The organism is Streptomyces sp. NPDC096132 (genome assembly GCF_044763345.1).
Taxonomy (GTDB): domain Bacteria; phylum Actinomycetota; class Actinomycetes; order Streptomycetales; family Streptomycetaceae; genus Streptomyces.
Window position 1 is genome coordinate 568,149 of record NZ_JBIWGA010000002.1, and the last position, 13,616, is coordinate 581,764.

At 71.3% G+C, this 13,616-nt stretch carries 14 protein-coding genes; 12 read left to right on the forward strand and 2 right to left on the reverse strand.

Features of this window, described 5'->3' with window-relative positions:
* Positions 1-185 precede the first annotated feature (185 nt).
* The 3 genes from ACIRF9_RS06930 (at position 186) to ACIRF9_RS06940 (ending at position 2,297) form a co-directional block, all read left to right on the forward strand.
* Entirely contained in the window at positions 186-545 is a 360-nt protein-coding gene (locus ACIRF9_RS06930; RefSeq protein ID WP_403817476.1) for an arsenate reductase family protein, read from the forward strand.
* Positions 546-611: 66 nt separating this feature from the next.
* On the forward strand, positions 612-1,472 hold the full coding sequence (locus ACIRF9_RS06935) for a hypothetical protein (RefSeq protein WP_403817479.1): 861 nt from the start codon (positions 612-614) through the stop codon (positions 1,470-1,472).
* Positions 1,473-1,592: 120 nt separating this feature from the next.
* Positions 1,593-2,297, forward strand: a complete 705-nt coding sequence (locus tag ACIRF9_RS06940) for a hypothetical protein (RefSeq protein WP_403817482.1) — start codon at positions 1,593-1,595, stop codon at positions 2,295-2,297.
* A 3-nt stretch (positions 2,298-2,300) separates the two neighbouring features.
* Here ACIRF9_RS06940 and ACIRF9_RS06945 read toward each other — a convergent pair whose 3' ends face one another.
* The gene (locus ACIRF9_RS06945) at positions 2,301-3,143 is read right to left on the reverse strand and encodes an alpha/beta fold hydrolase (protein WP_403817485.1); all 843 of its coding nucleotides are present in this window, start codon (positions 3,141-3,143) and stop codon (positions 2,301-2,303) included.
* A 73-nt stretch (positions 3,144-3,216) separates the two neighbouring features.
* Between ACIRF9_RS06945 and ACIRF9_RS06950 the strand changes: the two genes are divergently transcribed.
* The 8 genes from ACIRF9_RS06950 to ACIRF9_RS06985 all read left to right on the forward strand — a co-directional run bounded on the left by ACIRF9_RS06950 (position 3,217) and on the right by ACIRF9_RS06985 (position 12,499).
* The gene (locus ACIRF9_RS06950) at positions 3,217-3,657 is read left to right on the forward strand and encodes a MarR family winged helix-turn-helix transcriptional regulator (protein WP_403817488.1); all 441 of its coding nucleotides are present in this window, start codon (positions 3,217-3,219) and stop codon (positions 3,655-3,657) included.
* A 266-nt stretch (positions 3,658-3,923) separates the two neighbouring features.
* Positions 3,924-4,955 (forward strand): glutamine synthetase, encoded by a 1,032-nt coding sequence (gene glnII, locus ACIRF9_RS06955; RefSeq protein WP_403817491.1) that lies wholly within the window; start codon positions 3,924-3,926, stop codon positions 4,953-4,955.
* A gap of 89 nt (positions 4,956-5,044) precedes the next feature.
* A complete protein-coding gene (locus ACIRF9_RS06960) occupies positions 5,045-6,862 on the forward strand; it encodes a hypothetical protein (RefSeq protein WP_403817494.1) in 1,818 nt (605 codons plus the stop codon).
* A gap of 286 nt (positions 6,863-7,148) precedes the next feature.
* The gene (locus ACIRF9_RS06965; protein ID WP_403817497.1) at positions 7,149-7,706 is read left to right on the forward strand and encodes a winged helix-turn-helix domain-containing protein; all 558 of its coding nucleotides are present in this window, start codon (positions 7,149-7,151) and stop codon (positions 7,704-7,706) included.
* Between the two features lie 65 nt (positions 7,707-7,771).
* Entirely contained in the window at positions 7,772-8,800 is a 1,029-nt protein-coding gene (locus ACIRF9_RS06970; protein WP_403817500.1) for an NAD-dependent epimerase/dehydratase family protein, read from the forward strand.
* Positions 8,801-8,852: 52 nt separating this feature from the next.
* A complete protein-coding gene (locus ACIRF9_RS06975; RefSeq protein WP_403817503.1) occupies positions 8,853-10,127 on the forward strand; it encodes a sensor histidine kinase in 1,275 nt (424 codons plus the stop codon).
* The gene (locus ACIRF9_RS06980) at positions 10,112-10,768 is read left to right on the forward strand and encodes a LuxR C-terminal-related transcriptional regulator (RefSeq protein WP_403817505.1); all 657 of its coding nucleotides are present in this window, start codon (positions 10,112-10,114) and stop codon (positions 10,766-10,768) included. The genes ACIRF9_RS06975 and ACIRF9_RS06980 overlap by 16 nt, the downstream gene beginning before the upstream one ends.
* Before the next feature lie 171 nt (positions 10,769-10,939).
* The gene (locus ACIRF9_RS06985) at positions 10,940-12,499 is read left to right on the forward strand and encodes a DUF1996 domain-containing protein (protein WP_403817508.1); all 1,560 of its coding nucleotides are present in this window, start codon (positions 10,940-10,942) and stop codon (positions 12,497-12,499) included.
* A 78-nt stretch (positions 12,500-12,577) separates the two neighbouring features.
* On the opposite strand, the gene ACIRF9_RS06990 is transcribed toward ACIRF9_RS06985, so the two are convergent.
* On the reverse strand, positions 12,578-13,021 hold the full coding sequence (locus ACIRF9_RS06990) for a hypothetical protein (RefSeq protein ID WP_403817511.1): 444 nt from the start codon (positions 13,019-13,021) through the stop codon (positions 12,578-12,580).
* Positions 13,022-13,120: 99 nt separating this feature from the next.
* Between ACIRF9_RS06990 and ACIRF9_RS06995 the strand changes: the two genes are divergently transcribed.
* A complete protein-coding gene (locus ACIRF9_RS06995) occupies positions 13,121-13,615 on the forward strand; it encodes a tetratricopeptide repeat protein (protein ID WP_403817513.1) in 495 nt (164 codons plus the stop codon).
* The last annotated feature ends 1 nt before the right edge of the window (position 13,616 follow it).

Here is a 13,616-nt window from a genome sequence, read left to right on the forward strand (position 1 = left end):
ACTGCATCCATTCTACTGCTCGCCACTGACAATCAGGGAGCCCGCAAAGCCACCAAACTCCCAGGTGAGCAAGGAAATTGGCGCCGCGTCACACCAGTTCCACGAGACACGCACGAGACACGGGATATTCGAACAGAGCCATGCCCCCGGCGGCGGCTCCGACGGGGGCCACTACCGTGGGCGGCATGGAGATCTGGATCAATCCGGCCTGTTCGAAGTGTCGTAGCGCGCTCTCGCTCCTCGACGCCGAGGGGGCCGACTACACCGTTCGGCGGTACCTGGAGGACGTGCCCACTGCGGGCGAGATCAGGGAGGTGCTCGAGCGGCTCGGGCTGGAGCCCTGGGACATCACGCGGACGCAGGAGGCCGTGGCGAAGGAACTGGGGCTGAAGGAGTGGGCGCGGGACACCGGGTCGCGTGAGCGCTGGATCGCCGCCCTCGCCGAGCATCCCCGGCTCATCCAGCGCCCGATCATCACCGCCGAGGACGGCACGGCGGTGGTGGCGCGTACGGACGAGGCCGTACGGGATGCTCTGTCCCGATAGTCGGGTGGGCAGCGGTTCGTCCGGCGGCGGGAGTCGGGGCGTTCACCGCTGTTACCCTCCGCCGCCATGACCTTCGGTGATCAAGAAATCCCGCCCGCCCAGCCCACCCCATACGCCCAGCACGACCCGTACGCCCAGCACGACCCGTACGCCCAGTTCGTGGTCCAGCAGGAGCACATACGTCGGCGGCGGACACGGCGGGCGGTGGCCGCCGGGGCCGGGGTCGTTCTCGTCGGCGCCATCGCCGCCGGCGCGGTGATGATCTCGGGTGGCGGCGACGAGCGGTCCACGGCGGCCCCGGACACCGCGGGCTCGAAGACGGCGACCCCGGACACGGCCGCCGCACCCTCGGTCGACATCACCCTCCCCTCCGACGCCCCCAGCGCCCTCCCCTCCCTGCTCTCCCGGCCGGTGATCCGGCCGGAGCAGGCCTTCCCCGCCACGAGCGTCCGCCTCCCGGACGGCTCCCGGTACACCCGCGTGGACCTGGCCACCACCACCGACTGCGCGCAGGGCATGTCGGCGGAGCTCGCCCAACTGATCGAACAGGGCGGAGAGTGCTCCCGGTTGACGGCGGCCCTGTTCACGGACGCCGACCGGCGCTCGCAGATCTCGGTCACCGTGCTGAGCTTCGCGCGCGTCGAGGACGCCTCGCGAGTGTTCGTGATGGCCTCGATGGACCCGGTGACGTACCAGGTGGTCTCGCTCGACCCGCCCCCGGAGGCCGGTCTGCCGACCGTGCCGCCCGGTTCGGCCGGGGTCTTCCGGCGCGTGATGACCGTCCGCTCGGTGGTGTTCGCCAACGGGCAGTGGGGGGACGGAAAGGAGACCGGGGAGTCCGAACTCACCGCCGAGACCGAGGGGTTGCTCCGGTACGTCAACGGCACGGTCGTGGCGTACGAGGAGGGGAAGACGAGGCAGGACTGACCCGCTTCCACCTGCATGTGACGCGCGCCACTCGAACTGACTCCTGTAACCGCTGAGTAACTTCGTTCGGCATCTCGTACATAGCGGCGTACCGGTCCCCTACCCCTTCGGGAGGCGCGCATGTCGCGTAGGAGAAGTCTCGGCACGAAGAAGAAGATCGCGCTGCTCGTCAGCGCGGCGGCGGTGGCGGGCGGTGGTGCCTTCGTCATGGCGAACACCTCGAACGCCGCCCAGTCGCCCCAGAAGGCGCAGACGCTGTCCGCCGCGAACTCGACCGTCTGTCAGGGGCTCGCCACCGCCCTCGGCAACAACCAGAAGTTTATCGACGGCCAACGGGCCGCTCCGGACGCCCAGTCGGAGGCACGGATCGCCAACCGTGAGGCGGTCATCGAGCAGATCAAGGTCCAGCAGAAGGCGTCGGGGTGCGTCGTTGGGGAGTCGGCTCAGGGCTCCCAGGCGACGCAGCCGACCCAGCCTTCGCAGGCCGCCTCCGCCTCCGCCCCCGCGGCCGGGAACGGGGGGAACGCGGGGAACACCGGAAACGCCGGCAACACCGGCAACGGCGGTGCCGCCTCCGGCCAGCAGGTCTGCAACGGCTCGACCGTCACGCTCTCCGGCGAGGCGGGCGCCCCGGCCGCGTCCAGCAACCAGTTCCCGGCGGGCACCAAGCTGAAGGTCACCAACCTCGACAACAACAAGTCCATCACCGTCGAGGTGACCTCGGTCTCCGGCAGCTGTGTGCTGCTGAACAACGCCGCTTTCGAAGAGGTCCGCGAGCCGGGCAAGTTCCTGATCCGCCGGGCCGTGATCGAGAAGGTGGGGTGAGGCTCAGACGAGAAACTCCCTGAGGCGGCAGCCCACTCCGGAGGGCGCGGCGACAGGCAGCGCGTGATGGGAGACGTCCGGCAGGACGTCGGTCTCCACGCGCGGCAGCAGTTCGCCCGCCCGGGCCGCCACCGTGTACGCGTCATGGGTCCTGCTGTTCGCGGCCACGATCAGCAGGACCCGCGCACGCAGGGCCCGCAGCGCCTCCGGCGTGGGACGTGGTCCGGTCACCGGCCGCCCCGACGGGAAGCCCGCGGCGGCCTCCTGGAGCCGCAGCCAGTCGGGGTCGAGGTCCGCTCCCCCGGTCTCCCAGTCCAGGAACGCCCGCACCCGGCGCGGGGTGGGCCGCAGCAGCATCGGCAGGGCACGCAGCAGATACGCCGTCTCGAACCCGGCGAAGCACTGGGTCGGGTCGAGGAGGAACAGACGGCGTACCCGCTCGGGTGCGCGCAGGGCGTAGTGCAGGGCGATCCAGGCACCGTGGGAGTGCCCGCCGAGGTCGGCCCGTTCGACGCCCAGCCCGGCCAGCAGGGCGTCCAGCCAGTCGCCCAGATCGGCGACGGTCCGCGCCCCGCTCGCCTCGGTCCGCCCCGCCGCCCCGATCAGATCGACGGCGTACACCCGTCGCACCCGGGCGAGCTCGGCCGCCTGCGCGAACCAGGACGCCGAGGTCGCTCCTCCGCCTCCGGGCAGGAGCAGCAGCGGGGGCGCGTCACTCGGGCCGCAGGCGTTGACGTACGTCGTACCGAACGGGGTGGGGAGGGTGAGCGCCTCCCGGTCGGCGGGCCACTTGGCCAGGACCTTGTCGTAGGCGGCCTGGAAGGTGTCGTCGTCGTACGTGCCCATGGAGGCCTCCCCTATTATCTCGTTCAGCAAGATACTTGTTGGGCGAGATGAAAACCGCAAGGAGGCGAACCGTATGGAGCCGGAGCTGGAGACCGTCCATCTGCTGCGCGCGACGGTCGTCGAACTCGGCCTGCACAGCGCCCGGTTCGCGAACCGGAACGGTATGCACCCGACGGACGTACGGGCCCTGATCGCCCTCATGGACGCGCGGCGGGCGGCCGAGGAGATGACGGCGGGACGGCTCGGCGCCGCGCTCGGGCTGAACTCGGCGGGGACGACGGCCCTGGTGGACCGCCTGGAGCGGGCGGGCCACGTACGCCGGGTGCGCGCCACCGACGACCGCCGCAAGGTCGTGATCGAGGTGGACGAGAGGGCGGTCGCCCTCGGGCAGGCGTTCTTCGGCCCGCTCATCGCCCAGGTGGTGGAGCTGCTCCAGGGGTACGACGAGCGGGAGCGGGCCGCGATCCGGGGTTTCCTGGACGGCGTACGGAAAGCGGCGACCGAGGGACACTGACCCCGGTCGCACCCGCTCAACCCCATCGCATACGACACCCGCGGCCGCCGTCCGTCTGCTGCCGCGAACGGCAACTCCGGGCCCGGCGGATGCCCTCACAGAGTGAACCGCGCCACAGAACCACCAGGTAACACGGGGTTCACATTCGAGCAATGATCGGGAAATCGCCTGTTGACAAGCTTCCGGGCAAACAACCGCGGCGCCCCAGTGCCGCAGCGCCGCAGCACCCGCAAGTGCGTCAGACACACCCCCGAAGGAAGTGGCCCGTGACCTTCAAGGCTGAGTACATCTGGATCGACGGCACCCAGCCGACCGCCAAGCTCCGCTCCAAGACCAAGATCATCACGGGTGAGCCCGCCGGTCTGGACGCGCTGCCGATCTGGGGCTTCGACGGGTCCTCCACGAACCAGGCCGAGGGCCACGCCTCGGACCGCGTCCTCAAGCCGGTCTTCACCTGCCCCGACCCGATCCGCGGCGGCGACGACATCCTCGTCCTGTGCGAGGTCCTCAACATCGACATGACGCCGCACGAGTCCAACACCCGTGCCGCGCTCACCGAGGTCGCCACCAAGTTCGCCGCGCAGGAGCCGATCTTCGGCATCGAGCAGGAGTACACCTTCTTCCAGGACGGCTACCCGCTCGGCTTCCCCAAGGGCGGCTTCCCGGCCCCGCAGGGCGGCTACTACTGCGGTGTCGGCGCCGACGAGATCTTCGGCCGTGAGGTCGTCGAGGCCCACCTGGACAACTGCCTCGCCGCCGGTCTCGGCATCTCCGGCATCAACGCCGAGGTCATGCCCGGCCAGTGGGAGTTCCAGGTCGGCCCGCTCGCCCCGCTCGAGGTCGCGGACCAGCTGTGGGTCGCCCGCTGGCTGCTGTACCGCACCGCCGAGGACTTCGGCGTCTCCGCCACCCTCGACCCCAAGCCGGTCAAGGGCGACTGGAACGGCGCCGGCGCGCACACCAACTTCTCCACCAAGGCGATGCGCGAGGGCTACGACGCGATCATCACCGCGTGCGAGTCGCTCGGTGAGGGCTCCAAGCCGCTCGACCACGTCAAGAACTACGGCGCCGGCATCGACGACCGCCTGACCGGTCTGCACGAGACCGCCCCGTGGAACGAGTACTCCTACGGTGTCTCCAACCGTGGCGCCTCGGTCCGCATCCCGTGGCAGGTCGAGGTGGACGGCAAGGGCTACATCGAGGACCGCCGTCCGAACGCCAACGTCGACCCGTACCTGGTGACCCGCCTGATCGTGGACACCTGCTGCTCCGCCCTGGAGAAGGCCGGCCAGGTCTGATCCGCATCGCGGCTTCCGTGAATCCGCGGCTCTCGTGAAGGGGCGCCCGCCGTTTCGGCGGGCGCCCCTTGCGCATATCGTGCGCTCCCATGGGGAGTGAGACCGACTCGACGGAGCAGGTGCACGCGTACGGTCGGGCGGGGGACGTACCCGCAGTGCTGCGGGCCATGGAGTCCACGGACGCGCGCGTGCGCGACACGGCGATGGCCTGGCTCGGTTCCCTCCTGTGCCACCGGGACAACGCGCGCACCTCCCCCGCCGCGCCGCAGCTGGCCCGGCTCGCCCTGACCGGCCCCGGCCACCGGGCCGAACTGCTGGACCTGCTCGGCGACCTCGCGCGGTGGGCCGGGCCCTCCGACGAACGGGAACGGTGCCGACGGGCTCTGGTGGCGGCGATGCCCTCCCTGCTGCCCCTCGCGGACGACGCCGACCCGGCCGTACGCGAGGAGATCGCCCTGCTGATCGCCGCGTGCGGCCCCGAGGACGGCGGGTCCCTGACGCCCGTCCTGCGCGACCGGCTGGCCGTGGAGACCGAGCCGGGGGTACGGGCGCGGATCGTCACGGCGCTCGGGCTGCTGGAGACCGGCGACGGCGCCTGGCGGCACGGCCTGCTGACCGACCCCGAGCCCCGGGTCGTGCTCGCCGCCGCCGAGGACCTGCTGCGCACTGCCGAACCGCCCCTGCCGGACGTGCTGGTGGACGCCGGCGCGCGGGCGTACGCCACCGAGCCTCAGGAGCCGGAGGGCTTCCGGTGGCCGTCGGCGTACGTGCCGTTCACCGACCGGCTCCTGGCGTACCCCGAGGCGGCGCTGCGGGCACTCGCCGGGGGTGTGCCCCTGGCCTTCGCGATCGCGGAGCGCTGGCGGGACCGCGAGACGGACGTGTTCCCGTGGGTGCTGGGCGAGGCGTCTGGCGAGTTCCCGGAGCTGTCCCGGCTGGCCCAGTTGACCTGCTCGCTGCCGCCGGAGCTGCACCCACACGTGCGCGATCACGTGCTGCCGCACCTGGCCGCGGACTCCCCGGAGACGCGGGCCGCGGCCGTCACCGTACTGGCACGCGCACGCGTGTCGACGGCGGTCGAGGAGGCGGTGCGGCTGGTGGAGGAGGCGGCGGGGGCGTACGCCACCGTCCGTGCCGTCCGCGCGGTGGCCGAGGAGTTCGGGCCGGGGGCGCTGCCCGTGGCGCGGGCGGTGGCCCGCCGGTCCGGGGACGTCCACTGCGACCTGGTCAAGGTGCTGACGGGGTTCCCCGAGGTGGCGGTGGACGTCGTCGAGGAGCTCGCCGGGCTGCTGACGCGACACGGCACCGGATACCCCCCGGTCGCGGTCGCCGTGCTGGGGAGCCTGGGGCGGGCCGCGGGCGAGGTGGGCGAGCGGGCGCTGCGGGTCTGCTTCCTGGAGAACGTGCACTCCTCGGTGACGGCGGAGGCCGCGGTGGCGCTCTGGCCGGTCGCCGCGGACCCCGAACCGGCGCTGTCCCTCCTCCGGCGGGAGCTGAGCGGGGGAATGTCGTCCTGGGCGACCAACCTCGCCGGCCGGCTCGGCCCTGCGGCCGCGCCGTTGCTGCCACTCGTCGAGCCGCTCCTGGCGCCCGGCATGCCGCGCGGCGTCCGGGCCTCGGCCGCGCTGGCCGTCTGGCGCATCGTCGGCCGGACCGAGGACACCGTGGAGCCCCTGGCCCGGGAGGCGATCGAGTGGAAACGGTGCTATCCCGGCACCCCCCACGCCCTGATGACTCTCGGGGAGATGGGCCTCGTCCCCCGCTTCGCCGTGGACCCGCTGCGCCAGGGCGCCGAGGCACCTCAGCGGCTGATCCGGGACCTCATGTACGGCGACGCCCTGCACCCGGACTACGTGGTCCGCAACGCCGCCCGCGACCTGCTGTCGACCGCCCGGGTGATCGACTGACGTCAACTTCACGTCAAGGAAGGCGTCCAAGCAGTGAGAGGAGGCTCCTGTTACGGGCGCGTGTCTGCTTCAATGGGGCCATGGCCAGCTTCCAGAAGTACACCGCGACAGGTCGCCATGACCTCGAGCCCTTCTGGCCTTCCCGTCAGCACCACGACTTCGACCGGGTGTGTTGCCGCGCGATGAACGCGCCGGCCCTCTAAAGCCGTACACCCCGGCCTTCGGCCGACGCGAGACGACGTACGTCCCCTCCGACGAACTTCTCGCGCGAAAGAGCTGACCTCTCATGGCGACCACTCGTTCCCTCTCCACCGCCGCTCTCACCAGCCCTGTCCAGAACGCCTCCCGACACCGGTTGCGGGCCGTCGACCCGGACGAGGTGGTCGACGTGGCGGATCTCCTGCCGCCCGGCGCCACCTGGCTGCCCGCACCACAGCACAGCCTGCCCACCCTGCCCGGCCGGCCGGCGATGGTCGGCTACCTGGTGCTGATCCCGGCGGATCAGCAGCAGCCGTTCCAGCCGGTCCCGGTGGCGCCCACCGACTCGGGCAACCCGCTCGTGCGGATCGACTCCGTGCAGCGCACCGCCGAGGTGGACGGTCGTGAACTCGACCTCACCTACCTGGAGTTCGAGCTGCTCGCGCACCTCGTGGCGCACCCGAACCGGGTGCACACGCGCGACCAGCTCGTCACCACGGTCTGGGGCTACGGCCACGTCGGCGACGGCCGTACGGTCGACGTCCACGTCGCCCGGCTGCGCCGCAAGCTGGGCGCGGAGCACCGCCAGACCATCCAGACGGTGCGCCGGGTCGGCTACAAGTACACCCCGCCGACCGGCCGCTGAACCGCCCCTCTGCCGTCGGCAGAGGCCGGTTCCGTCCCGCGCTCCGGCCGGGCAGAGTCACCGGCATGAGACTTCTGGTGCTGGGTGGTACGGAGTTCGTGGGACGGGCCGTCGTCGAGGCGGCCCTCGGGCGCGGCTGGGACGTCACGGCCCTGAACCGGGGGCGGCACGCACCCGCCCCCGGTGTACGGGCGCTGACCGGCGACCGCACCGCGCCCGGGGGCCTGGACGCCCTCCAGGGGGGCGAGTGGGACGCCGTCGTCGACACCTGGTCGGCGGCGCCCCGCCCGGTGCACGAGGCGGCGCGGCTGCTGCGGGGCCGCGCCCGCCGGTACGTGTACGTGTCGAGCTGCTCGGTGTACACCTGGGCGCCGCCCGCCGGGTACACCGAGGACGCGGCCGTGGTGGAGGGCGCCGACCCGGAGGCGGGGCAGACGGACTACGCCCGCGACAAGCGGGGCGGCGAGCTGGCCGCCGTGGACGCCTTCGGAGCGGAGGACTCCGTTCTCGTCCGGGCCGGGCTGATCCTCGGGCCGTACGAGAACGTCGGCCGGCTGCCCTGGTGGCTGGGCCGGATGGCGCGCGGCGGCCCGGTCCTCGCCCCCGGGCCCCGGGACCTGCCCCTGCAGTACGTCGACAACCGCGACCTCGCCGAGTGGATCCTCGGGGCGGTCGAGCAGGAGCTGAGCGGGCCGTACAACCTGATGAGCCCGCAAGGGCACGCCACCATGGGCGAGTTCCTCGAGGCGTGCGTCCGGGCCACCGGGTCGGACGCCGCACTGCGCTGGACCGCGCCGCGGGCCGTCCTCGACGCGGGCATCGAGCCGTGGACGCAGCTGCCGGTGTGGGTGCCGCCGGACACCGACATGCACGACGCCCTGCACGCCGCCGACGTCTCGCGGGCGGTGGCGACGGGGCTGTCCTGCCGGCCCGTCGGGGAGACCGTCGCCGACACCTGGAGCTGGCTGCGGTCGATCGGCGGGACGGCACCACAGCGCCCGGACCGGACGGTCAAGGGGCTCGACCCGGAGGTGGAGGCCAAGGTGCTGGCGGCCGAGCACGGCGTCGGGGGTGTACCTGGCACCACCCCCTGACCCGGGGCTTTCGGCCAGTGACCGTCGACTGCGGGACGGCCAGACTGATGTCATGAACACCAACACGAAGAGCGACGGCGGTTCGCGGGCACGGGGCATGGTGCTCACCGCCGTACGGGGGTTCGTGCTGGCCGTGGCGGTCCTGCCCTGGACAGTGCTGAGCCTGGTCCTCACCCTCGTCTCCCTGGCGCTGATTCCCCTCGGCCTCGGCCTCGTCACGACTCCGTGGGCCCTCACCGCGGTACGGGCCCTCGCGAACACGCGCCGGGAGCTCGCGCGGGAGTGGTGCGGGGTGCGGATCCCGGCCGCGTACCAGCCGGTCCCCGCGGGTGCGCGGCCGTGGACCCGCACCGCCGTGATGCTCCGTGACCCGCAGACCTGGCGGGACCTGCGGTGGCTGCCGGTGGACATGACGGCCGGCTTCCTGACCGCGCTGGCCCCCGCCGTCCTGGTGCTCTACCCGCTGGAGGGGTTCGCGCTGGCGCTGGGGCTGTGGCGGGTCATGACGGACGCGCAGGGCGGCGCGTACTGGTACGGCTTCGTGCCCGTCGAGGACCAGACGTCCGCGTTCGGCGCCGGCGCGCTGGGGGTCCTCCTTCTGATCGTCGCCCACCGGTTCACCGTGAGCTCGCTGCGGCTCCACTTCCGGCTCACCCGGGCCGTGCTGGCTCCCGGCGAGACCGAACTCGCCGCGCGCGTCAGGGTGCTGACGGAGACCCGGCGGGACGCGGTGGACTCCTCTGCGGCCGAACTGCGGCGCATCGAACGCGATCTGCACGACGGGGCGCAGGCCCGGCTGGTGGCGATGGGCATGGACCTGGGCACGATCGAGATGCTCGTCGACAAGGACCCCGAGAAAGCCAAGCACCTGCTCGCCCAGGCCCGGCAGTCGTCCGCCGAGGCCCTCTCCGAACTGCGCGACCTGGTGCGCGGGATCCATCCGCCGGTGCTGGCCGAGCGCGGACTGGGCGACGCCGTACGGGCGTTGGCGCTGCGGCTGCCGGTCGCCACGGAGGTGGCCGTGGACCTTCCCGGGCGTGCCGAGGCTCCGGTCGAGTCGGCCGCGTACTTCGCCGTCAGCGAGGTCCTCACCAACGCGGTGAAGCACTCCGGCGCCGAGCGCGTCTGGGTCGACCTGCATCACACGGACGGCCACCTGCGGATCTCCGTCACCGACAACGGACGCGGTGGTGCGGTGATCGGGGCCGGCTCGGGCCTGGCCGGGGTGGAGCGGCGACTGGGTACATTCGACGGCGTCCTGGCCGTCAGCTCCCCGGCGGGCGGTCCCACCATGGTGACCATGGAGATTCCTTGCGCGTTGTCCTAGCCGAAGACCTGTTCCTGCTGCGGGACGGGCTGGTCCGGCTGCTGGAGGCGTACGACTTCGAGATCGCCGCCGCCGTCGAGAGCGGACCCGAGCTGGAGCGGGCCCTCGCCGAACTGGAGCCGGACGTCGCCGTCGTCGACGTCCGGCTTCCGCCCACGCACACGGACGAGGGCCTGCAGTGCGCGCTCGCGGCCCGCCGCCGCAGGCCGGGTCTGCCGGTGCTGGTCCTCTCCCAGCACGTGGAGCAGCTGTACGCGCGCGAGTTGCTCGCCGACGGCAGCGGCGGGGTCGGCTATCTGCTGAAGGACCGGGTGTTCGACGCGGAGCAGTTCGTGGACGCCGTACGGCGGGTCGCGGCGGGCGGTACGGCGATGGACCCCCAGGTGATCCAGCAGCTCCTCGCCCGCCGCTCGGGCGACGGGCGGGGTCCGGTGGACCGGCTCACCCCCCGCGAACGGGAGGTTCTGGAGCTGATGGCGCAGGGCCGGTCGAACGCGGCGATCGCCGGCAAACTGGTCGTCACCGAGCGGGCCGTCGCCAAGCACACCGCGAATATTTTCGTGAAGCTCGGTTTGGAGGTCTCGGACGACGACAACCGCAGGGTACTGGCGGTGCTGGCGTATCTGGACCGGGATCGGTAGCCCGCCAACTACCGTGGAGTGTGGGGTCGTTGGGGCCGGTTTGTCGTACGGACCTCTCATCAATTTCTGAGAGGGCTGAACACCTCTGGGGCGGCGTGCGTAAGTGAGGGGGCAGCTTCACTCCTGTCGGGCGCCTCGATGCGACCCCGCCAAGGAAGTCAGAGGAGTTCCATGGGACGCAACATTCGTAAACGCCGTTCGTCGATGGCCACGAAGGCCGTGGCAGCATCGGCGGCCCTAGCGCTCGGCGGGGGCGGGCTGATCTGGGCGAACTTCTACGCTTCGGCGCACGAGTCGAACAGTTCGGGCCAGAACTCGACCAAGGCCGCCACCGCGGCCGCGCAGGTCGCCACCATCTCCTGCCCGGACGTGGGGCAGAAGCTGACGAACGTGCCGGAGAAGGCCAAGCAGGGCGTCGCCACCGAGCTGGCGAACCTCGACAAGCAGATCACCGAGGCCTACGCCCGGCTCGCCTCCACGCGTCAGGCGCAGGCGCAGGACTCCGGGTTCGTGCAGAACGCGATCGTCGGCCCCCTCAAGGAGAAGCGGGCTGCCACGATCGACCGGATCCGGATCGACATCCAGCGCGTCGGCGGCCAGTTCAACACCCAGCTGAGCCAGCTCGCGGCCTGCACCACGCAGGCGGCGCAGACCAACGCCGGCCAGGCGGGTGGCAACCAGCAGAACGGCGGCCAGCAGCAGAACGGCGGCCAGCAGCAGCAGAACGGTGGCCAGCAGCAGAACGGTGGCCAGCAGAACGGTGGCCAGCAGCAGGCGGGCGCCAACGGCCAGGGCGGCAACGGCCCGACCGCGGCGGACTTCGTGGACATCACGAAGGTCCAGGCGAACGCGCAGCTGGGCGTGGGCCAGAACGGTCTCGCCGCCAACGGCAACTCCGGTTCGCGGGGCACCTTCACCACCAAGTGCGGCACCAACGGGAACGACAACCACAACACGGACAACGTGATCGTGGCCCCGGGTGTCACCAACGGTGCGCACCACCTGCACGACTACGTCGGCAACCAGAACAACGACGCCTTCGCGAGCGACCAGGAACTGGCGGGTGCCACCACCAGCTGCCAGAACCAGGGCGACAAGTCCTCGTACTTCTGGCCGGTGCTGCGTGTCCAGGACGGCACGCAGGACTTCGACCAGAACAACGACGGCGGTGGCAAGGAAGGCAACGTCGGCAAGATCCTTCAGCCCGTCCAGGCGCAGCTGAAGTTCGTCGGCAACAAGAAGGGCAACGTCGTCGCGATGCCGACGGCCCTGCGCATCATCACCGGTGACGCGAAGGCCTTCGTCAACGGCAACGCCAACGCCAACGTGAACTGGTCCTGCACCGGCTTCGAGAACAAGGTGCAGCTGGAGACCCAGTACCCGATCTGCCCGCAGGGCAGCCAGGTGGTCCGTACGACCAACTTCCAGAGCTGCTGGGACGGTCAGAACATCGACAGCGCCAACCACCGGACGCACGTGTCGTTCGTCCAGGCGGACGGCACCTGCGCCAACGGCTTCAAGGCGATCCCGCAGCTCCAGGTCCGGCTGGTCTACAACACGCCTCAGCCGGTCATCCAGAACGGTGTCGTGAAGAACGCGTACGCGGTCGACACCTTCCCGGAGAACCTGCACAAGCCGATCACCGACCACAACGACTTCATCAACTTCTTCTCCACGAACCTGATGAACAAGATGGTCAACTGCATCAACACCGGCAAGAAGTGCCAGTGAGGTTCTGACAGAACACTGAAAGGCCGGCGGTGAGGATTCCTCACCGCCGGCCTTCGGCGTTGCCCGGGCGATCGCCGGTCAGTGACCGGAGTGCGTCGCGCTGTCGGAGGCGCCGTGCGTCATCGCCGAGTGGTCGGTGCCTTCCTCGATGTCGCCGCCGAGGGTCTTGCGCAGCGCGTTCACCGTGCTGGTCTCGCCCACGGCCACCCACTTGCGACCGACGAGGTAGTGACCGCCGTAGTCCTTCGCGCCGTTGATCCACTCGCGCTGGCCGCGGTCGGTGGCGAAGGTCGCCAGGATGAACTTGCCGTCGGCGTTCTTGCAGATGGCCTGGCGGATCTCGTCGGCGTCGGTCTGCATGTCGGGCGTGCACTTCACCTCGGCGGCCAGGTGCTCCAGGCTGCCGGTCGCCGCCGACGGTACGGCTGCCGCCTTCGTGTCCCCTTCGGAACCGCCGCATCCGGTCAGCACCAGCGCCGCCGCGACGGCCGCCGCCGCGAGCATGGGTCGGGTCACCTTCATCTGTCCTCCCTGCGAAAGCCTCGTCCTGGATACGGCTCCCGCGTGCGGTGCGCTCAAAATACCGGCGTAACCCGGGCACGGACGTGCGAAAGTGTGCCGGTGAACCAAGACTGGGAAAATCGTGTGACCGCCGCCTGGGCCGCCCTCGACGAGTATCCCGAGGAGCGGGCCGGCGACTTCCGGGCCGTGATCGACGCGCTGGTCTCCGAACTGCCCGAGGGCAGCCCGCTCGGCCCGTTCGAGCAGGCCTGCGCCTGGGACTCCACCGGCCACTCCGACAAGGCCGTCCCGCTGTACCGGGAGGCGCTCGCACGGGGTCTGACCGGCTACAAGGGCCGCCGCGCCAAGATCCAGCTCTCCAGTTCCCTGCGCAACACAGGCCGGGCCGAGGAGGGCGTCGAGCTCCTCACCCCCGAACTGGACGCCCCGTCCGACGAGTTGGACGACGCCGTACGGGCCTGTCTGGCGCTGTGCCTGTCCAGCCTCGGCCGCGACCGCGAGGGCCTGTCCCTGGTCCTCGGCGCCCTGGCGCCCCATCTGCCGCGCTACCAGCGGTCGATGGGGAACTACGCGCGGGCGCTCGTCGAGCCGTAGC